This is a genomic window from Fictibacillus sp. WQ 8-8 (assembly GCF_024494405.1).
Taxonomy (GTDB): domain Bacteria; phylum Bacillota; class Bacilli; order Bacillales; family Fictibacillaceae; genus Fictibacillus_C; species Fictibacillus_C marinisediminis.
In genome coordinates, this window is record NZ_JAMXKG010000007.1 from 111,150 (window position 1) to 131,617 (window position 20,468).

The window sequence follows — 20,468 nt, forward strand, 5'->3', positions numbered from 1 at the left end:
AAGAGGGGAGGGCAGTTATTTCGCAGGAAGTAAGATGAAAAACACAAAAAAAAAGATGATCCGGATGGACCATCTTTTTACAATTTAGGAAGAATGAACAACCGAGTGTTTTTTCAGTTCGTTCATGAACTCGTGGAATTGTGGAATATTCATTTGCTGTGCAGAGTCAGATAGAGCAACAGCTGGATCCGGATGAACTTCAGCCATTACGCCGTCAGCACCGATCGCTAGCGCTGCTTTTGCCGCAGGAAGCAATAGATCCCTTCTTCCGGTAGAGTGGGTCACATCGACCATAACTGGAAGGTGAGTTTCTTTTTTAAGAATCGGAACAGCAGAGATATCGAGCGTATTCCGTGTTGCTTTTTCATACGTACGGATTCCGCGCTCACAGAGAATGATTTGGTCGTTTCCTTGAGCTAGGATGTATTCTGCTGCGTACATGAACTCTTCAATCGTTGCAGATAGACCGCGTTTTAATAATACTGGCTTTCTGATCGCGCCAGCTGCTTTTAAAAGTTCGAAGTTTTGCATGTTGCGTGCACCGATTTGAACGACGTCCACATAATCCAGAGCTTCTTCCAGATCGTTTGGATTTAAAATCTCACTGATAACAGCGAGGTTCTCTTCATCAGCAACTTGTCTTAAGATTTTAAGTCCTTCCATGCCAAGACCTTGGAAATCATAAGGAGAAGTACGGGGTTTAAACGCTCCGCCGCGCATAAGCGTCAATCCTTGATCTTTTAATGCTTTTGCCACTTGTTTGACCTGATCGTAGCTTTCAACCGCACAAGGTCCCATCACAAAATGCTGCTCACCTGTTCCAATAAGCTCGCCTTTTATGTTTATAATGGTATCATCAGGTTTCTTTTTACGGGAAACCAGCAGCGCTTTACGGTTATCATCTTCCTGCAGCTCCAGGCTGGCTTTGAAAATTTGTTTAAAAATATATTGAAGGGTAGACGTTTCGAACGGCCCTTTATTACGGTCTTCAATCAGATCAAGAAGCTTGCGTTCACGTACAGGGTCAAAACGCTTAACACCCTGCATTTCTTTTAATTTTCCAATCTCTTGTACGATGGAAGCACGGTCGTTTAACAAATCAAGAATCTTTTGATCGACGGATTCGATCTCACTGCGAAGTTCTTCCAGTTCTTTTGACATCCTAAGCTCCTCCTCATGATTTATAAAATAGGTGTTTACTCCTTCAAAATTGTTTCTTTCATAAGGGCGGCGCCGGCCCTTTTTCGAATAATTTTTTGAGTATTGTTTGCTACTTTAAAGCACGATAGTATATCTTGTCAAGGGGTTATTTTCAGATTTCTTCAAAGGCTTTGTTAATTTTCAAAAATATGGGCCATCCCCCTTTACAATCGCCTCTAACCGTGTTAAAACTTGATATAATACAATTAAACGATCGCAATGACAGGCAACAGTAGTATTCTTCTCCCTGTTTTAAGAGAGCTGGTGGACGGTGCGAACCAGTACAAAGGAGAATGCGAATTACACCCTCGAGCTTCCTTTTTGAACGATCTTGTTTCATGGTTCAGTAGAAAAGGACGGTTTACTCCGTTATCCGTGAATGAAGTGGCGGAATGTTTTTTTCCGCAATGAGGGTGGTACCGCGAATAAATTCGTCCCTGCTATTTATAGCAGGGACTTTTTTGTATTTCTAAAGAAAAATAAGGAGGCAATATTATGAGGTATTTAACTGCCGGAGAATCACACGGCCCGCAGCTCACAACTATACTGGAAGGCATTCCATCAGGACTGCCACTGACAGCAGCAGAGATTAACGAAGAACTCTCCCGCAGGCAGAAAGGGCATGGCCGCGGAAGAAGGATGCAGATTGAAAAGGACCAAGCTATTATCAACAGCGGTGTCCGCCACGGCTATACGCTCGGATCTCCGATAACTCTTGCCGTAGAGAACCGGGATTTTAAACACTGGACGAAGATCATGGGGGCTGAACCTTTGGAAGAGGACAGTGATGAAGTAAAACGCCAGATCACAAGACCTAGACCGGGGCATGCTGATCTAAACGGAGCCATCAAGTATAACCATAGAGATATGAGGAACGTTTTGGAACGGTCATCTGCCAGAGAGACTACAGTGAGAGTAGCGGCAGGTGCAGTAGCAAAACAGCTTCTGAAGGAGCTTGGGATAAAAGTCGGCGGCCACGTGATTGAAATTGGAGGAGTCGTGGCGGAGCAGCTATCCTTTGAATCCATAGAAGACCTCCAGGAAAGAACAGAAGCTTCTCCTGTACGTTGTTTGGATGAAAAGGCTGAAAAGAAAATGATGCGTGCCATCGACGAGGCGAAGGAGAAGGGTGACTCAATTGGAGGCATCGTTGAAGTGATCGTAGAAGGCATGCCGGTCGGGGTTGGAAGCTATGTTCATTATGATCGGAAGCTTGATGCAAAGCTTGCAGCGGCCATCATGAGCATCAACGCATTTAAAGGTGCAGAGATCGGCATCGGATTTGAAGCCGCTCATAAACCGGGAAGCCTCGTTCATGACGAAATCCTTTGGAATGAAGAAGATGGTTATACTCGACGAACCAATAACGCTGGCGGATTAGAGGGAGGAATGACGACCGGAATGCCAATCGTCGTCAGAGGCGTAATGAAACCAATTCCAACTCTATACAAACCTCTTCAAAGTATTGACATTGATTCTAAGGAACCATTCCAGGCCAGCATTGAACGTTCAGACAGCTGCGCAGTGCCGGCAGCGAGCGTGGTAGCGGAAGCTGTAGTTGCTTGGGAGCTGGCAGCAGCCATTGTTGAACAGTTCGGAGTAGACAACATGGAACGAATTAAAGAAAATATCGGACGGCATAACCGTCAGGCGCGTGAGTTTTAATGGAAACCCTAAAGATTAACACGGAGTCCAAGCGATACCCCGTCTTCATAGGAGGAACTGTTCTCGATGAACTGCCTGATTTCATTCAGGCTTTGTCTCCAAAAGTGACGAGTATCCTTATACTATCTGATGAGACCGTAAGCAGCCTTTATCTCAAAGAAACGGCAGGGAAACTTGAAAGTATCGGCCAATCGCTGCATTCCTTTGTTGTACCGAGCGGCGATAAGGAAAAATCATTTCATAATTATTATGAGTGTCTGACGTTCGCTCTTGAACAAGGATTGGATCGACATTCGTTGATCCTCGCCCTTGGCGGAGGAATGATCGGAGACCTAGCCGGTTTTGTAGCAGGAACATATATGAGAGGCATCCGTTTCATACAAGTGCCAACAACTCTGTTAGCTCATGACAGTGCGGTAGGCGGAAAAACGGGGATCAATCACCCTCTCGGAAAAAACATGGTCGGCGTTTTCCATCAACCCGAAGCAGTTTTTTATTCTACTGCTTTTTTGAAATCTCTGCCCGAAGCAGAATGGAGATCAGGATTTGCAGAAGTCATCAAGCATTCTCTTATTGCTGATGAGGAATTCTATCATTGGCTCGTTAAAGAAGTTTCTGGATTACAAGATATTTCTGAAGATAAACTGGCTTATTTATTGAAGAGAGCTATTTCAATAAAAGCACAAGTCGTATCACAAGATGAGAGAGAAAGCGGATTGCGTGCGATCTTGAATTTTGGCCATACCCTCGGACATGCGATTGAGAGCAAAGCTGGTTATGGTGCGATCTCCCATGGTGATGCCGTATCAATCGGAATGCGGTTCGCATTGAAGCTCAGCGAATCTATCTCTGGCAAAAATCTTTATTATAATATGATCAGTGATTGGCTTCATGATTATCAATTTCCTGCACTTCCTCCTCAACTGGAAGCAGTAGAGTTGCTTGAAACCATGAAGAGAGATAAAAAATCGACGATGGGCCATGTGAATATGGTGCTTCTAGAGGAGATTGGACGAGCCTATGTTCAAGAAGTCAGTGACTCCTTCCTATTAGACTCTCTCCAAGAATTTATTTTGACAGACAAGGAGCAATACAGTGAATAAACGGGTTCTGCTGATTGGATTAGGCCTTATTGGCGGATCCATCGCAATGGCTATAAAAAAAGAACATTCTTGCACCATCATAGGACATGATATTTCTGCCGATCATGCCAACCTCGCAAAACGGCTCAGTATCATTGACACAATCTGTACTGATCTCCAAAAAGAAGCAGAGATGGCCGATCTGATTGTATTGGCTACACCGGTGGAGGAAACGGAAAGACTGCTTGAATGGTTTTCTGACTTTACCATCCCCCCAGGTGCCCTCATCACAGATGTAGGCAGCACAAAATCGAGAATCATGGAAAAAGCTTCTTCCATAGTAGATAAAGGCATTACATTCATCGGAGGGCATCCGATGGCCGGATCTCATAAATCAGGACCGGGCAGTGCCAAAACACATCTGTTTGAAAATGCGTTCTATATGATCACACCTGGGCCAGAAACTCCTGACCAAAGAATAGAAGAATTAAAGGACTGGCTAAAAGGGACACGTGCAAAATTCATCGTCATGGATGCCGAGAAACACGATCTTCTTACCGGGGTCGTCAGTCACTTTCCCCATGTCGTCGCAGCGAGCCTTGTACGCCAAGTAGAGCATTATTCCCACGCACACCATCAAGTTAACGACCTTGCTGCTGGCGGCTTTAAAGATATCACTAGAATCGCTTCCAGCAGTCCTGTAATGTGGAAAGACATTATCAAGCACAACAAGGAAAACATTTTAACCTTTATTGATGAATGGATCATGGAAATGGAATGTGTGAAGGATCTTGTTAAAAGCGGAAGCGACCAAGGATTGCTTGATTACTTTTCAGGTGCAAAACAATATCGGGATGCTCTTCCGATTAAAGCCAAAGGTGCTATCACATCGTTTTATGATCTGTATGTAGACATTATCGATGATGTCGGAGTGATTTCCCGTGTTACCTCTATTCTTGCTGAGAAAAAGATCAGCATTACGAATATCCGAGTGATTGAGGCAAGAGAGGATATTTACGGAGTACTTCGAGTCAGCTTCCAGTCGGAGGGGGACCGCCAGCAAGCAAAAGAGAGTCTTGAAAACCTGCAATTTACCACCTACATTGCAATGTAGCAAAGGAGGCCAATTTGATGTCAAAACAATTAAAGCCAGTTTCCGGTCTGCAAGGAACCATCCAAATACCTGGAGATAAATCCATCTCTCACCGGGCGGTTATGTTCGGTTCAATTGCTGAAGGACGTACAACTGTTCAAGGATTCCTTCCTGGAGATGATTGTTTAAGTACCATTGATTGCTTCAGAAAAATGGGAGTCAGCATTCATCAGGAAAATGACACAGTTATAATAGAAGGAAAAGGGTTAGAAGGGCTCAAAGAACCTGTTGATATTTTGGATGTCGGAAACTCCGGCACTACGATTCGGCTTATGCTTGGCATCCTTGCAAATACACCATTTCATTCCTGTATTACCGGTGATGCATCCATTGCAAAACGGCCAATGAAAAGGGTAACCGGCCCGTTAAGGAGTATGGGTGCTGCCATTGAAGGAAGAGATGAAGGGAATTTTGTTCCTTTAAGCATACGAGGAGGCCAATGCAAGGGGACCGATTATCAGTCACCGGTTGCCAGTGCACAAGTGAAATCAGCGATCTTGCTTGCAGGGGTATCTGCTGAAGGAACAACATCTGTTACAGAACCACATAAATCCCGTGATCATACTGAGCGGATGCTTGGAGCGTTTGGCTGCAAGGTAGCTGTCGATGGCAACACAGCAAGTATAAAAGGCGGTCAAGTTTTAAAAGGAACACATATAGAAGTACCCGGAGATATTTCTTCTGCCGCTTTTTTCCTTGTCGCTGGCTCCATTGTACCCGAGAGTGAGATCACTTTGAAAAAAGTAGGGATGAATCCAACGAGGACAGGGATCATCGATGTTCTAAAACAAATGGGCGCAGATATTACCATTTCACCGATTGAAGGGGAGGGTGCTGAACCGTACGCGGACCTTACAGTAAGAACTTCAAAACTTAAAGGAATTGAGATCAGCGGAGAGATCATTCCCAGGTTAATAGATGAGATTCCGATTATTGCTCTGGCTGCCACTCAAGCATCAGGGACAACAGTGATCAAAGATGCGGCGGAATTAAAAGTGAAAGAAACAAACAGGATTGATACTGTCGTTCACGAACTGCAAAAAACGGGCGCAAAAATTGAAGCGACCTCAGATGGGATGATCATTAGCGAAACTTCATTACTAAAGGGAGCCGAAGTAGACAGCCATGGAGATCACCGGATCGGCATGATGCTTGCTGTCGCATCCTGCCTGTGTAAAGGTGAAACCACGCTGTTAAACAGTGAGGCTGTAGCCGTTTCGTATCCTGGTTTTTTCGGAGAGCTCGATCACCTGCAGAGCAAAAATATCAGAGTTTAGTTTGCACACCTTTATTATAGTAGAAAAAATTCAGTACAGAGCATAAACTGCGGAGAGGCCAATGCGCCTCTCCGCTTTTTAAGTTGTATGTGAAGGAGTTCTTTACATTCTTGCTTGGATGTATGCCCAAAGGATATGGTATGATACAATCATTGAGAGTATGGAATTAGCGAAGGAGAAATATAACTATGATCACAGTAACAAATGTAGGTCTCCGCTACGGCGACCGAAAGCTTTTTGAAGATGTAAACATTAAGTTCACCCCAGGAAACTGCTATGGCTTGATCGGAGCTAACGGAGCTGGAAAATCAACGTTTATCAAAATTCTGTCCGGTGAAATCGAACCTCAAACCGGAGATGTAAATATAACACCCGGCGAACGTCTTGCTGTCTTAAAACAAAACCACTTCGAATACGAAGAAAATGAAGTACTGCAAACCGTTATTATGGGGCATGCCCGCTTGTACCAAATCATGCAGGAAAAAGACGCGATCTATATGAAAGCCGATTTCTCTGATGAAGACGGAATTAAAGCTGCCGAGCTTGAAGGCGAATTCGCAGAGCTGAACGGCTGGGAGGCAGAGTCTGAAGCTGCCATCCTTTTAAAAGGATTAGGTATCGGTGAAGATCTTCATTATAAAAAGATGGCTGACCTTTCAGGGTCTGAAAAAGTAAAAGTATTGCTTGCTCAGGCTTTATTTGGGAAACCGGATATTCTGCTTCTGGATGAGCCGACAAACCACTTGGATCTGCGTGCGATCCAATGGCTTGAAGAATTTTTGATCAACTTTGAAAACACAGTTATTGTGGTATCCCATGACCGCCACTTCTTGAATAAAGTTTGTACCCACATGGCAGATTTGGATTTTGGCAAGATTCAGCTTTATGTTGGAAACTATGATTTCTGGTATGAGTCCAGCCAGCTTGCATTAAAAATGGCACAGGAACAAAACAAGAAAAAAGAAGAGAAAATCAAAGAACTTCAAAATTTCGTTGCCCGATTCAGTGCGAATGCATCTAAATCAAAACAGGCAACCTCCAGAAAAAAATTGCTCGACAAAATCTCGTTGGATGATATTCGGCCCTCTACTCGCCGTTATCCTTTCGTAAACTTTTCCATTGACCGTGAAATCGGCAATGACCTTCTTATGGTGAAGGACCTCAACAAAACCATTGATGGGGAAAAAGTATTAAACAACGTTAGCTTTACAATGAATAAGGGTGATAAAATTGCATTTGTCGGCAAAGACGAAAACGCAGTAACTGTCCTCTTTAAAATCTTAATGGGTGAAATGGAAGCAGACAGCGGCAGCTTCAAATGGGGAGTTACAACATCACAGGCTTATTTCCCAAAAGATAATACTTCCTATTTTGAAAATAATGAGCTTAACCTTGTTGACTGGCTGCGCCAATACTCTCCTGTCGATCAATCAGAAAGCTTTTTGCGTGGTTTCTTGGGACGTATGCTGTTTTCCGGTGAAGAAGTACTGAAAAAATCAAAAGTACTTTCTGGAGGAGAAAAGGTCCGCTGTATGCTTTCCAAAATGATGCTCAGCGGCAGCAATGTCTTATTATTGGATGATCCGACAAATCACCTGGATCTAGAATCCATTACTGCATTGAACAATGGTTTGATCAGCTACAAAGGGTCTATCTTATTTACATCTCATGACCATCAATTTGTTCAAACCATCGCAAACAGAATTGTTGAAATTACACCGAATGGACTTCTTGATAAACAAATGTCCTATGATGAATTTCTTGAAAACGAAGAGCTTCAAAAACAAAGAGAAAAGATGTACAAATAAAAAAACGGCCCTAGGCCGTTTTTTTATTTGTACAAACTTCCAATTGCCAGCAAAAAAGTGGTATTGAATAGTCTCGAAAAGCACCGGTACAGCTCTAAGTTTACTTTTTATTTTTTGAGGTAATTATAACCAGATAAAGACAGTTAACAAGCCAAAGAGAAAAGCAGCAGCAAGAGATAAAACAATTAATGAAACGGAATAAAAATAATAAACCAGAAGCTCAGAACCTTATGCATATGGGATGGAGAACACTAGGATAATCGTTGCTATTGACGGAAAAATCCAGAAATAAGTTTATTTGAAATGGCCACCGTTCCTTTTTTTTTATCGGGAAATATAGACTATATACTTCTAATGCATTCGCACTATATTGGGAATTTTATGTAAATTCCATTTATCTGAAAATATTAACATTTCTTTCTATGAATTGTCATATTGATATGGTAGAATAATTTCCCATTGTCTGAATTCCCTTGTTTTTTTAATTTTTTCTTTGTATAGTGTGAATATTATTAATTTAGAAAGGATGCTGAAATGTTTCAAGATATTAATTATTTCCGCTTTGGGGAAGCTGGAATTCTCATGGAATTTGGCCATGAGGTCAGTGAAGAAATGAATCAGCAAATTCATGAAATCTCTGGATGGCTCAATGAAAACCCTTTTGATGGGTTTATTGAAACAATTCCTGCTTACACCACACTTACTGTACTATACGATCCTATGAAATTTGTACACCCTGAAAAATCAGCATTCGAACTGGCAAAAAATCGGGTTGAAATGCGTATTGAATCTATGCCAAAAGAAAGCGCTACCGCAGGAAGGGTAATAAGAATTCCAGTTTGTTACGGGGGAGACTTTGGTCCTGACCTTCAGAACGTGGCGAAATTTAACAAGCTTACAGAAAAAGAAGTGATAAAAATACATACTGAGAAGACCTGCTACGTATATATGCTCGGCTTCGCGCCCGGGTTTCCTTTCTTAGGAGGCATGTCTTCTGAAATTGCTGCTCCAAGGCTTTCCTCTCCCCGCCTGTCCATTCCAAAAGGAAGCGTGGGAATTGCAGGAGAACAGACAGGGATTTACCCAATTGAAACTCCCGGTGGCTGGCAATTGATCGGCAGGACGCCCCTGGAACTGTTCAGGCCTACTGAAAATCCGCCAACACTGCTTGAGGCTGGAGATCAAGTTGAGTTTTATGAGATTACAACAGAAGAATATCATTCATGGGAGGCTGAAGATGACCATCAAGATTGATAAACCTGGGATGCTGACCAGCCTTCAGGATCTCGGACGCTATACTTATCAGCAATATGGGGTCATTGTAAATGGAGCGATGGATCCTTTTGCACATACTGCAGCCAATCTGCTAGTTGGAAATCCGGAAGGAGAAGCAACGCTTGAAGTCACACTGACCGGCCCTAAGCTTACTTTTGGGATTGATACATACATTGCTATCTGCGGTGCTGATCTCACCCCGTCTATTAATGAAAAACCCATTGAGAACTGGAGAACAATCTCCGTTAAACAAGGGGATGTTCTGGAATTCGGAAAGTGCAAGTGGGGATGCCGGGCCTACATTGCTGTAGCTGGAGGTTTTGATACTAAGCGGGAGATGGGGAGCAAAAGCACATATTTGCGTGCAGGCATTGGAGGTTACAAAGGCAGAGCACTCAAAGAAGGTGATACTCTATCAGTCTGTTCAGATGGAGACTCCTTTCATCCGGTTTCATTAAATTGGTTTGTAAGTCATGAATTAAGAGCAGTTTACTCAAATAAGAACACCATCCGAGCAGTTAAAGGAAGACATTTTGAACTTTTTACAAAGGAAAGCCAAGCAGCTTTTTTTAATGAAGGATTTAAGATCTCTACTCAGTCTGACAGAATGGGGTATAGGGCTGAGGGTACGGCCCTGCAGTTGGAAGAACAACGAGAGATCCTTTCCGAACCTGTCCTTTTTGGAACAGTTCAAGTTCCATCAGAAGGCAAGCCCATCATATTAATGGCCGATCGCCAAACGACAGGCGGATATCCCAAAATTGCACAGGCGGCGTATGTTGACTTGCCAAAGCTTGCACAGGCAAAACCGGGAGACTCGATTGTCTTTCAAGAGATATCAGACGAAGAAGCACAGATTAATTATATAATTCAAAAAATACAGCTGAACTACTTAAAAACCGGAATCGGCTTAAAGAACAGGGAGAGGTGAGGACATGAATTTTTCGGTAGACTTGAATTGTGACATGGGTGAAAGTTTTGGCCGTTATCAAATTGGCTTTGATGAAGAAATGATGGATTTTATTTCATCCGCTAATATTGCTTGCGGTTTTCACGCTGGCGACCCTTCTATTATGAAACACACCGTTCGGCTCGCTTTAGAAAAAAAGGTAGCCATTGGAGCGCATCCAGGTTTGCCTGACCTCATGGGGTTTGGACGCCGAAATATGTATCTTACTCCTGAGGAAGCCTATGAATATGTACTTTATCAAGTTGGAGCATTATCAGCCTTTGTACGAGCAGAAGGCGGAAGGCTTCGCCATGTCAAACCGCATGGAGCTTTGTACAACATGGCTGCGGTTAACAAGGATCTCTCTCTCGGAATTGCTAAGGCGGTCTATAACATGGATCCTGATGTAACTCTGTTTGGACTTGCGGGGAGCCAGTTGATTGAAGCTGGAAAAGAAATTGGGCTCCAAACATGCAGTGAAGTTTTTGCTGACCGAACCTATCAGGCTGACGGCACACTTACTCCGAGAAACGAACCGAACAGTGTTTTGACCGATGATCAGCAAGCGGTCGATCAAGTCATAAAGATGGTGAAGTACGATAAGGTAGGCACTCCTGCCGGCGATATCGGAATTAAAGCAGAGACCATCTGTATCCACGGTGATGGAGAGCATGCCCTGTCTTTTGCACAAAAGATAAACAAAGCATTCGAGAAAGAAGGCATTCAACGACTACAACACAGATAAGCGAGGTAAACGAATGAATCAAAAAAGCAATTGGCAGCTCCTGTTAGGGGCCGCATTTTTAATGGCAACATCTGCTATCGGGCCAGGATTCTTAACACAGACTACTGTATTTACACAATCTTTAGCTGCAAGCTTCGGATTTGTTATTTTAATATCCATTCTTCTTGATATCGGAGCACAATTAAACGTTTGGCGAATTATCGCTGTGTCTGAGCGAAAAGCGCAGGATATAGCGAATTTGATGCTTCCGGGACTCGGCTATTTCATTGCTCTTCTTGTTGTTATTGGCGGACTTGCTTTCAATATCGGAAACGTGGGGGGAGCTGGTCTGGGAATCAATGTAATGTTCGGCGGAATTTCTCATGAGGCTGGTGCAGCGATCAGCGGGGCGATTGCCATCTCCATTTTCTTGGTTAAAGAAGCCGGAAAAGCGATGGACCGTTTTACACTGGTCGCAGGTTTTGTTATGGTAGCTCTCACAGTTTATGTTGCTATTACTTCCTCGCCGCCGGTAGGTGAAGCAGTGACAAAGACATTTGCACCTGACAAAATTGATTTTGCAGCTATCGTTACTCTCGTCGGCGGAACGGTCGGCGGATATATTACATTTGCCGGTGGACATCGACTGCTTGATGCTGGTGTTAAAGGTGAAAAAGCGTTAGGGGAAGTGAACAAAAGTGCAGTATCGGCTATCGGGATCGCCTCGATTATGCGTATTTTCCTCTTCCTTGCAGCTCTTGGAGTCGTAGCAAGCGGCGCAACATTAAATCCTGACAATCCGCCAGCATCCGTATTTCAGCATGCCGCAGGAAACATAGGCTACAAGCTTTTTGGAATTGTGATGTGGTCGGCTGCAGTTACGTCAATAATCGGTGCTGCCTACACGTCTGTTTCATTCATCCGAACGTTTCATCCTAAACTTGAAAAATACGGAAACCTATTGATTGTAGTCTTTATCTTATTCTCAACACTATGCTTTGTCGCGATTGGAAATCCAGTTAAAATCCTAGTGTTTGTAGGGGCATTAAATGGAATGATCCTGCCGATCACGCTCGGTGTTATGCTTGTCGCTGCCTACAATAAAAAAATTGTCGGTTCTTATAAGCATCCGTTATGGATGACCATCGTAGGCGCTATTATCGTCATCGGTATGGCAGCCATGGGTATTGATACTTTCATGAGTCTTTAATACTTTTCAAATTCATCCTGAAACCTTTACAATATAAACTACGAAAGAGGTGAGCAGGTTGAAAAATTTAAATGAATGGTTTCAAAAAGCTTTAACAAAAGACGAATATATTGAAAGTATGCAAGTCAATAAGGAAGAGCTGATGTCGATCTACAACAGCTTCTCCCTTAATGAGGAAGACAAGGATTTTTATCAGCAGTTTCCTGTTCTTGAACTGAAGGCAGCAGTGCTTACGGCTGACTGGTGCGGTGATGCTTTGCTATGTGTTCCGGTCATTCAGAGAATTGCAGAATATGCCGGTATCGAGCTGCGCTTTTTAATCCGTGATGAAAATCTTGAGCTTATGGATCGATATTTAACGAACGGTACAGCGCGCGCCATTCCGAAATTCATTTTCATGGATCAAGAGGGAAATGAGAAAGCGGTATGGGGGCCTCGTTCTCCAGAGGTACAGTCTCTGATCATGCACGAACGAAGCACTTTGCCTGCAAAGGAAGATCCATCTTTTGAAGAAAAACAAAAAGAGATGTACAAGAATTTCAGAGCTCGGATGACAACAGACCAAGCTCTATGGGAATCCGTCAATAATAGCATAAAAGAGGAACTGAAAAATCTTTTGTAAGAACAGCTTAAGGGAGCAGCTCAAAAATGGAGCTGCTCCCTTTGTCATGCAGGCAAACTATTTTGTCATAAATTTGGCACCCACTATAATAGAGAAATAAGACGCAGAGAACTGAAAGAATTGAGGCGTAAAAATGGAAAAACAAACTGAACAATCTATCGGCATCTGGTACGCTGCTCTTTCGTACTTGATGTGGGGCTTTCTTCCGCTTTACTGGAAGCCTCTCCAATCTGTTGAATCTGGAGATGTACTTGCCCATCGGATCCTCTGGTCTTTTGTATTTATGATACTGGTCATCCTTTTTATGAAGAAGACATCATCTTTCTTCAGCAATTTACAAAGCCTATTCTTACAAAAGAAAAACTTTTTTGCGGTTTTGGCTTCATCTCTTTTAATCAGTGCCAACTGGCTGATGTATATTTGGGCCGTGAATAATAATCATGTCGTTGAGGCTAGTCTGGGCTATTACATCAACCCGCTTGTCAGCGTGTTATTGGGGATTATTGTTCTGAAGGAAAAGTTGAATTATTGGCAGATCGTTTCATTCGGGGTCGCACTCATCGGGGTGGGTCTGCTAACATTCCAATACGGAAAATTCCCATGGATTGCCGTATCCCTTGCATTGAGCTTTGGTCTGTATGGCCTCACCAAAAAAATGGGCAGCTATGATTCTATCCTTGGGCTGACTTATGAAACTATGTTTGTGGCACCTCTTGCCCTCATCTATATCGTTTTTGCCCAGCAGAAGGGTACGGAAGCCTTTGCGGCACAAAACAGCACAGTGACTTTGCTGCTGATGGGAGCGGGAATAGTAACTGCCATTCCTTTATTATGTTTTGCACAGGGCGCTAAACGGATTTCTTTATCCATGATCGGATTTCTGCAATACATCGCACCGACCATCATGCTCATCCTTGGGGTCTTCCTCTATCATGAGGATTTTTCAAATACTCGTCTTTTTTCTTTTATTTTAATTTGGATGGCTCTGGTTATCTTCTCAATTTCTAAAACAAGGTGGATGGCTCGCTTACAGCCTAAAAATAAGCATAAAACATACGGTACTTGAGCATTTTTCGATGTAATTCTCTACTTTTCGCCAATTTTTTTGAAAGTTAACTTTTGACCTACGCCCATACTGTGCTAAAATAACCATGAAAACGTTTAAAAAGAAGTTCAAATCTGCTTTCGCTTTATTGCAAAAGATTGAATTTACTGTGATTTGTAAAAGAATCGTTTTATTGTTGAGTATTCAGGGGATGTATTTCAATGATGATAGATTTGCTTTTGCTTTAAAAACAGGAACTTTGAGAACTTCTTGTCGTTCTCCTAATTAGTTGTTAAAATTTGATATTAAATCGCAGCAGGGGGTATCAACCAATGAGCACAAACCGTCCAAGCCAGGATTCACCATGGCAGGGATTTTACGGACCGAACCTTGGTTATGTCATTGAATTGTTCGAACAGTATTCAGCTGATCCCAATTCAGTTGACGAGGAACTAAGAAAACAGTTTGAAGAGTGGGGTCCGCCACCATCTTCTGATGAAGCAAATCAAGATGCAGGCACCAGTCTGTCTCAGCAAGCTCCATCCGGAGTTTCAGTCAGCAAGATTGTTGCCGCATCGAAGCTAGCCGAAAACATCCGTACCTACGGACATTTGGCAGCAGAAATTCATCCCCTTGAAGAAGTGTCAAAAGAAATTAAGTTGCTGAATCCATCCCATTATGGACTGAGCGAGGCGGACTTGAAAACGATTCCAGCCTCTTTAATTTGGACTGAAGCGCCAAGAGATGTTCAAAATGGATTGGAAGCGATTAAACGCCTAAAAGACATTTATACGAAATCAATGGCTTATGAGTTCAGCCATGTGCATGTTGAAGAAGAACATAACTGGCTAAATAACATGGTAGAATCTGGATTCATCTATCCTGAAATGACTGATGAAGAAAAGATTGCATTATTACAGCGCCTGACTGAAGTGGAAGGCTTTGAAAAATTCCTTCATCGTACATTTGTCGGACAGAAACGTTTCTCCATTGAAGGTCTTGACATTCTAGTTCCAATGCTCGATGAGATGATCCATCAGAGCGTTAAAGGCGGAACAAGCAACGTCATGATCGGAATGGCACACCGTGGACGCCTGAATGTACTCGCTCATACTTTAGGGAAACCTTACGAGAAAATTTTCGCTGAATTTCATCATTCGCCAAACAAGGAGCTGATTCCTTCTGAAGGTTCGAGAGGAATTAGTTTCGGCTGGACAGGTGACGTTAAATATCATCTTGGAGCAGACCGTTCCATTGAAGAAAACACAGCCAAAGCAACATTAACGCTGGCTAATAACCCATCCCACCTTGAGTTTGTTAATCCGGTAGTCGTCGGATACACTCGTGCAGCTCAAGAAGTGCGCACAGAACCTGGATATCCTAAACAGGATGTGAATAAATCATTCGCCATTTCAATCCATGGGGATGCGGCTTTCCCGGGTGAGGGAATTGTTGCTGAGACACTTAACCTCAGCCGATTGAAAGGTTATCAAACAGGTGGATCTGTTCATATTATCGCGAATAATATGATTGGATTTACGACTGAAAGTTCTGATTCACGTTCAACCAGATATTCAAGTGACCTTGCTAAAGGTTTTGAAATTCCTATTGTCCATGTTAACGCAGATGATCCGATTGCTTGTATCGCTGCGATCACACTCGCTTATCAATACCGTATGCGTTTCCAAAAAGACTTCTTGATCGACTTGATCGGGTACCGCCGTTTTGGCCATAACGAAATGGACGATCCTGCAGTAACGCAGCCTGCAACCTACGAAAAGGTAAACAGCCATCCTACCGTTCGTGCGTTGTTTGCCAAACAGCTTGAATCTGAAGGAGTAATCAAAGAAGGCCAAGGCGATACAATGGATAACGACGTTCAGCAGAAACTTCAGGCTGAATATGAAAAAGTAAAAGGCATTTCTAAAGACGGAGAAGTGAAGGATGTAGAAGTCCCTGAAACGATTGTCAAGGGATTCCCTGCTCTAGATACATCTGTTGCGATAGATGAACTAAAAGAAATCAATCAGGCTCTTCTAGAAAGACCTGAAGGCTTTACTGTCTACCCTAAACTCGAGCGGATTTTGGCGAGAAGAGCCAATGCCCTTGATGAAGGAGGCAAAGTTGACTGGGCACTTGCTGAAACACTTGCATTTGCAACCATCTTAAGTGACGGTACGCCGATCCGTATTACCGGACAAGATGTTGAGCGTGGAACATTCGCTCAAAGACATCTGGTTCTGCATGACAGCCAAAGCGGAAAACTATTTTCACCGCTTCATCAGATTCCGCAGGCAAAAGCAGCATTCGGCATCCATAACAGCCCGCTCTCTGAAGCATCTGTCGTCGGTTTTGAATATGGATACAATGTTTTCGCACCTGAAACTCTTGTTCTTTGGGAAGCACAATATGGAGACTTTGCAAATGCAGCACAAGTCATCTTCGACCAATTTATTTCTGCCGGACGAGCAAAATGGGGTCAGAAATCAGGTCTGGTTATGCTTCTTCCACACGGATATGAAGGTCAAGGCCCTGAACATTCAAGCGGCCGAATCGAAAGGTTCCTTCAACTCGCTGCGGAAAATAACTGGACAGTGGCTAACTTATCAAGCGCTGCACAGTACTTCCATATCCTAAGACGCCAGGCCGCAATTCTGAATAAGGAAGAAGTTCGCCCGCTCGTCATCATGACGCCTAAGAGCCTCCTAAGAAATCCAAGAACATCTTCAGCAGGAAGCCTGCTTGGAGAAGGTCTATTCAAACCGGTTCTTGAGCAAGAGGGGCTTGGAAAAAATGCGGAACAAGTAAAGCGCGTCGTTCTTTGCACAGGTAAAGTTGCTATTGATTTAGCGGCTGAAGCTGAAGGTAAAGCTGAGGTATTGAATCACCTTCATATCCTTCGCGTGGAACAGCTGTATCCTTTCCCTAAAAACGAGGTTAAAGAGATTCTTGAGCGCTACCCTCATTTAGAGGAGGTCGCATGGGTTCAAGAAGAGCCGAAAAATATGGGATCTTGGGCATATATCGAATCCAAGCTGCGTGCTGCCGCTCCAGAAAGCGCAAGCGTAAAATATATTGGACGTCCAGACCGATCCAGTCCGTCAGGCGGAGACCCTGATATTCATAAAAAAGAACAAGAGCGTATTGTATCTGTCGCTCTAAGAGCAGACCAAACCAAAACGATAACTTCAGAGGGAGGCAATGAACGTGATTGAAATTAAAGTACCAGAACTAGCAGAATCCATCTCCGAGGGCACGATCGCCCAATGGCTAAAAAATGTAGGTGACAACGTTAAAAAAGGCGATAACATTGTCGAACTTGAAACGGATAAAGTCAACATTGAAATCAGCGCGGACTATGATGGCATTATTCAAGAAGTTCTTCGTGAAGAAGGCGATACGGTAGAAGTTGGCGATGTTATCGCTGTACTTAAAGAAACAGGGGATGCATCAAGTGAAGCTCCAGCTGCTTCTGAAAACAAACAAGAAACTGTACAGCCAGTTGCTGAAGCTCCGGCAGCTGTACAAAACAAGCAGCCTGAAGAAGTAAAAGAAACAGAGCAAAGAAAAGAAACAGACCGTCCATTAGCTTCACCTGCAGCACGCAAGCTTGCTCGTGAACTTGGAATCGATCTTTCAAAAGTGGAAGCACGCGATCCTCTTGGACGAGTACGCCCTGAGGATGTAAAAGCAGCTTCTGAAAAACCGGCAAGCCAGCCTGAACAAAAGGCATCAAAAGCTCCGGAGAAAAAGGCATCCAATGCTCCAAAAACGGCTGACGTGTCTGGGAAACCCGTTGAACGCATCAAACTTTCCCGCCGCCGCCAAACGATTGCAAAACGCCTCGTTGAAGTACAGCAAACAGCAGCGATGCTTACAACCTTCAACGAAGTGGACATGACGGCGATCAACGATATCCGCAAACGAAGAAAAGATGCTTTCTTGCAGCAGAATGACGTGAAACTCGGATACATGTCTTTCTTTACAAAAGCAGTTGTAGGTGCTTTAAAACAATTCCCTCTTCTCAATGCTGAGATTCAAGGTGATGAAGTACTTCTTAAGAAGTTCTATGACATCGGAATTGCAGTAGGAGCTGAGGAAGGACTAGTTGTCCCTGTTGTAAGAGATGCTGACAAGCTTAGCTTTGCTGGTATCGAAAAAGAAATCCTCTCTCTTGGTAAAAAAGCGCGAGACAACAAACTTACACTTTCTGAGCTGCAAGGCGGTACGTTCACGATTACGAACGGAGGAATTTTTGGTTCCTTAATGTCTACACCGATCCTAAATGCTCCTCAAGTTGGGATTCTGGGAATGCACGGCATTAAGATGCGTCCTATTGCTATTGATGCAGAAAGAATGGAAAATCGTCCGATGATGTACATTGCACTTTCATATGACCACCGTATCGTTGACGGACGTGAAGCAGTAAGCTTCCTTGCGAAGGTTAAAGAAATGCTGGAGGATCCAGAGTCATTATTATTACAAGGTTAAATAATTTGAAGCCAGGGGCCGAATCCCTGGCTTTTTGTGTTAAATATGTTGGGCGGCATGTAGGCAAATGGGATATTTCCCTTTAAAATAAAGAGTAGAAAGACTAATTGAGAAAAGAAAGGGCTGAGAAAATGGGGATGCCATTAGAATTGAATACTATGATTGTTACAAAGAACAAAGAAATCCGTTTGGAGTCGTCCAATTTTTATAAGCTAATTAAAGAAGGCTATCGGCTATATCCTATCGATATCCCCCTGGAGATTCGAAAAACAAAGGAATCAAAGCCTGTGGCTATCGCTAAAATTTGTGAACTAAAATGGAAAGACGGAGATACAGAAATCACATATGAATTAATCGATCTAAATACTGTAAATTAATTCCACACATTATTATCGAAATTTGTCGAAACGAAGTACGATAAACAGCATTGTCCAGCGAAATGATATGTGTACAGCTCAATTTAGTTGAAAAAGGGGCGCACGCAGTCATGTTAATGGACGAACTATTAAAAGGGATTAAATTTGCACAACCTGAAAGCCATGACCCATCAATGCTGATTCAAGGGATTCAATTCAATTCCCGCAAAATCAGGCCGGGGGATTTATTTGTAGCTATTAACGGGTTTAGCGCTGATGGGCATCGCTATATTAATCAAGCGATTGCCAATGGGGCAGCCGCGGTGGTCGGAGAACAAAATGTATATGGGTTAAACGTCCCTTATTATCAGACCTCCGACTCAAGGAAGGCATTGGCGAGGCTGGCAAGCAACTTTTATGGCCACCCATCTAAAAACCATATAATGATCGGAATAACTGGAACGAACGGAAAGACGACAACAGCTTATTTATTAAAACATATCATTGAACAGTCAGGCATGACATGCTCAATGATCGGCACAGTAAACAACATGATAAATAATCAGGCCATACAGTCCAAAAATACCACTCCAGATCCTCTTGAATTACAGTCACTTCTTGCAGAAAGCCGTGACGAAGTCGTCATTATGGAAGTTTCTTCACACGGAATTGAGCAGCAGCGGGTGGAAGGAATATTATTTGATTATACTCTTTTCACAAATTTGGGAAATGATCATCTTGATTATCACGAAAGCCTGGAAGCTTATTTTAATGTGAAAGCTCGACTGTTCAAACGAATGAAGAGCCAAGGAACAGCAATTATTGCTTCACATAATGAATGGGGAAAGAAGCTGCAGAAAAGGTTGTCCGAATCAGGGCATAATGTGCTTACATTCGGCAAACAGAGCGAGGACGAGATGCAGCTCTTGAACGTATGTACTGAGTATTTTCCAACCATTAAAGTCAGACTGGGTGATACAACAGATTTTCTCCAGATTCCTTTGCCTGGTATGCATAATGTATGGAACACTCTAGGGGCGCTGTTAACTGTTCAAAAAATGGGAATTTCTTTAAAGAAAGCTGCCTCCTACCTATCGTCGTTTAATGGAGTGCCAGGACGTTTTGAAACATTCAGCCATCCTGCGGGAGCGACCTTCATTGTTGATTATGCCCATACGGAAGACGCCATTGAATACTGTTACCAGACGGCCGAACGTGAAAATGCCGAACGGATCATTCATATTCTTGGGTTTAGAGGCAAAAGGGATCTTTCCAAGAGAAGAGATATTGTTGCGCTTTGTTCAGATGTCTGCTCACAATTGATTTTAACTTTTGATGATCTAAATGGTGTTCCCTCAGACCGGATGGTGGAAGAACTGCAAGAATTGAACGAAGATTTTGCGGACGGAAGTGCCGAGATCATACCTGACAGAACAAAGGCGATTCAGCACGCCTGGGAAAAAGCTGAAAACGGCGACTGGGTTTTCATTACAGGTAAAGGTCAGGAAACCTACAAACAATCCTTTAAATTGCCAGCTTCCACAGATATACAGACCATTCAATTCTTGAAAACGTCAAAAGATATGGTTACCAGTTAAAACGCCTCTGAAC

The 20,468-nt window shown here is 43.1% G+C and carries 16 protein-coding genes and 1 other annotated feature; of the genes, 15 read left to right on the top strand and 1 reads right to left on the bottom strand.

The annotated features are described in order from the left end of the window. Positions 1 to 84: 84 nt before the first annotated feature. On the bottom strand, positions 85 to 1,161 hold the full coding sequence (locus M1K46_RS16690) for a bifunctional 3-deoxy-7-phosphoheptulonate synthase/chorismate mutase (protein ID WP_091005683.1): 1,077 nt from the start codon (positions 1,159 to 1,161) through the stop codon (positions 85 to 87). Between the two features lie 249 nt (positions 1,162 to 1,410). Next, positions 1,411 to 1,642 (top strand) — a binding site (T-box leader). Positions 1,643 to 1,695: 53 nt separating this feature from the next. Between M1K46_RS16690 and aroC the strand changes: the two genes are divergently transcribed. The 15 genes from aroC (at position 1,696) to M1K46_RS16765 (ending at position 20,455) form a co-directional block, all read left to right on the top strand. After that, a complete protein-coding gene (gene aroC / locus M1K46_RS16695) occupies positions 1,696 to 2,865 on the top strand; it encodes a chorismate synthase (RefSeq protein WP_091005685.1) in 1,170 nt (389 codons plus the stop codon). After that, complete coding sequence (gene aroB, locus M1K46_RS16700) at positions 2,865 to 3,968, top strand: 3-dehydroquinate synthase (protein ID WP_256226904.1); 1,104 nt, start codon at positions 2,865 to 2,867, stop codon at positions 3,966 to 3,968. The genes aroC and aroB overlap by 1 nt, the downstream gene beginning before the upstream one ends. Then, the gene (locus tag M1K46_RS16705; RefSeq protein ID WP_256226905.1) at positions 3,961 to 5,061 is read left to right on the top strand and encodes a prephenate dehydrogenase; all 1,101 of its coding nucleotides are present in this window, start codon (positions 3,961 to 3,963) and stop codon (positions 5,059 to 5,061) included. Before aroB ends, M1K46_RS16705 begins: the two co-directional genes overlap by 8 nt. Positions 5,062 to 5,078: 17 nt before the next feature. Next, positions 5,079 to 6,377, top strand: a complete 1,299-nt coding sequence (aroA, locus tag M1K46_RS16710) for a 3-phosphoshikimate 1-carboxyvinyltransferase (protein WP_062232149.1) — start codon at positions 5,079 to 5,081, stop codon at positions 6,375 to 6,377. A gap of 188 nt (positions 6,378 to 6,565) precedes the next feature. Beyond that, positions 6,566 to 8,185: an ABC-F family ATP-binding cassette domain-containing protein gene (locus M1K46_RS16715; protein WP_062232151.1), complete on the top strand. Its 1,620-nt coding sequence runs from the start codon at positions 6,566 to 6,568 to the stop codon at positions 8,183 to 8,185. A gap of 534 nt (positions 8,186 to 8,719) precedes the next feature. Continuing rightward, on the top strand, positions 8,720 to 9,439 hold the full coding sequence (gene pxpB, locus M1K46_RS16720; RefSeq protein ID WP_053354281.1) for a 5-oxoprolinase subunit PxpB: 720 nt from the start codon (positions 8,720 to 8,722) through the stop codon (positions 9,437 to 9,439). Further along, the gene (locus tag M1K46_RS16725; RefSeq protein WP_053354280.1) at positions 9,423 to 10,391 is read left to right on the top strand and encodes a biotin-dependent carboxyltransferase family protein; all 969 of its coding nucleotides are present in this window, start codon (positions 9,423 to 9,425) and stop codon (positions 10,389 to 10,391) included. The genes pxpB and M1K46_RS16725 overlap by 17 nt, the downstream gene beginning before the upstream one ends. A 4-nt stretch (positions 10,392 to 10,395) precedes the next feature. Further along, positions 10,396 to 11,154, top strand: a complete 759-nt coding sequence (locus tag M1K46_RS16730) for a 5-oxoprolinase subunit PxpA (RefSeq protein ID WP_256226909.1) — start codon at positions 10,396 to 10,398, stop codon at positions 11,152 to 11,154. Between the two features lie 13 nt (positions 11,155 to 11,167). After that, the gene (locus M1K46_RS16735) at positions 11,168 to 12,343 is read left to right on the top strand and encodes an NRAMP family divalent metal transporter (RefSeq protein ID WP_256226910.1); all 1,176 of its coding nucleotides are present in this window, start codon (positions 11,168 to 11,170) and stop codon (positions 12,341 to 12,343) included. A gap of 58 nt (positions 12,344 to 12,401) precedes the next feature. Further along, positions 12,402 to 12,965 carry a thioredoxin family protein gene (locus tag M1K46_RS16740; RefSeq protein WP_256226911.1) on the top strand — a complete coding sequence of 188 codons (564 nt, stop codon included), beginning with the start codon at positions 12,402 to 12,404 and terminating at the stop codon, positions 12,963 to 12,965. A 133-nt stretch (positions 12,966 to 13,098) separates the two neighbouring features. Next, positions 13,099 to 14,031 (top strand): EamA family transporter RarD, encoded by a 933-nt coding sequence (rarD, locus tag M1K46_RS16745; protein WP_256226912.1) that lies wholly within the window; start codon positions 13,099 to 13,101, stop codon positions 14,029 to 14,031. 311 nt (positions 14,032 to 14,342) lie between these two features. Beyond that, a complete protein-coding gene (locus M1K46_RS16750; protein WP_256226913.1) occupies positions 14,343 to 17,225 on the top strand; it encodes a 2-oxoglutarate dehydrogenase E1 component in 2,883 nt (960 codons plus the stop codon). Then, positions 17,218 to 18,501: a 2-oxoglutarate dehydrogenase complex dihydrolipoyllysine-residue succinyltransferase gene (odhB, locus tag M1K46_RS16755; protein ID WP_256226914.1), complete on the top strand. Its 1,284-nt coding sequence runs from the start codon at positions 17,218 to 17,220 to the stop codon at positions 18,499 to 18,501. The genes M1K46_RS16750 and odhB overlap by 8 nt, the downstream gene beginning before the upstream one ends. A gap of 131 nt (positions 18,502 to 18,632) precedes the next feature. Then, positions 18,633 to 18,878, top strand: coding sequence for a DUF2584 domain-containing protein (locus tag M1K46_RS16760; protein WP_053358262.1), 246 nt, complete (start codon positions 18,633 to 18,635; stop codon positions 18,876 to 18,878). 110 nt (positions 18,879 to 18,988) lie between these two features. Continuing rightward, positions 18,989 to 20,455 carry a UDP-N-acetylmuramoyl-L-alanyl-D-glutamate--2,6-diaminopimelate ligase gene (locus M1K46_RS16765; RefSeq protein ID WP_256226916.1) on the top strand — a complete coding sequence of 489 codons (1,467 nt, stop codon included), beginning with the start codon at positions 18,989 to 18,991 and terminating at the stop codon, positions 20,453 to 20,455. The last annotated feature ends 13 nt before the right edge of the window (positions 20,456 to 20,468 follow it).

What these genes read in the sequence shown, in the direction of transcription:
- M1K46_RS16690 (WP_091005683.1), bottom strand. Translation starts at nt 1,161, where the DNA reads ATGTCAAAAGAACTGGAAGAACTTCGCAGTGAGATCGAATCCGTCGAT.
- aroC (WP_091005685.1), top strand. Translation starts at nt 1,696, where the DNA reads ATGAGGTATTTAACTGCCGGAGAATCACACGGCCCGCAGCTCACAACT.
- aroB (WP_256226904.1), top strand. Translation starts at nt 2,865, where the DNA reads ATGGAAACCCTAAAGATTAACACGGAGTCCAAGCGATACCCCGTCTTC.
- aroA (WP_062232149.1), top strand. Translation starts at nt 5,079, where the DNA reads ATGTCAAAACAATTAAAGCCAGTTTCCGGTCTGCAAGGAACCATCCAA.
- M1K46_RS16715 (WP_062232151.1), top strand. Translation starts at nt 6,566, where the DNA reads ATGATCACAGTAACAAATGTAGGTCTCCGCTACGGCGACCGAAAGCTT.
- pxpB (WP_053354281.1), top strand. Translation starts at nt 8,720, where the DNA reads ATGTTTCAAGATATTAATTATTTCCGCTTTGGGGAAGCTGGAATTCTC.
- M1K46_RS16725 (WP_053354280.1), top strand. Translation starts at nt 9,423, where the DNA reads ATGACCATCAAGATTGATAAACCTGGGATGCTGACCAGCCTTCAGGAT.
- M1K46_RS16730 (WP_256226909.1), top strand. Translation starts at nt 10,396, where the DNA reads ATGAATTTTTCGGTAGACTTGAATTGTGACATGGGTGAAAGTTTTGGC.
- M1K46_RS16735 (WP_256226910.1), top strand. Translation starts at nt 11,168, where the DNA reads ATGAATCAAAAAAGCAATTGGCAGCTCCTGTTAGGGGCCGCATTTTTA.
- rarD (WP_256226912.1), top strand. Translation starts at nt 13,099, where the DNA reads ATGGAAAAACAAACTGAACAATCTATCGGCATCTGGTACGCTGCTCTT.
- M1K46_RS16750 (WP_256226913.1), top strand. Translation starts at nt 14,343, where the DNA reads ATGAGCACAAACCGTCCAAGCCAGGATTCACCATGGCAGGGATTTTAC.
- M1K46_RS16760 (WP_053358262.1), top strand. Translation starts at nt 18,633, where the DNA reads ATGGGGATGCCATTAGAATTGAATACTATGATTGTTACAAAGAACAAA.
- M1K46_RS16765 (WP_256226916.1), top strand. Translation starts at nt 18,989, where the DNA reads ATGTTAATGGACGAACTATTAAAAGGGATTAAATTTGCACAACCTGAA.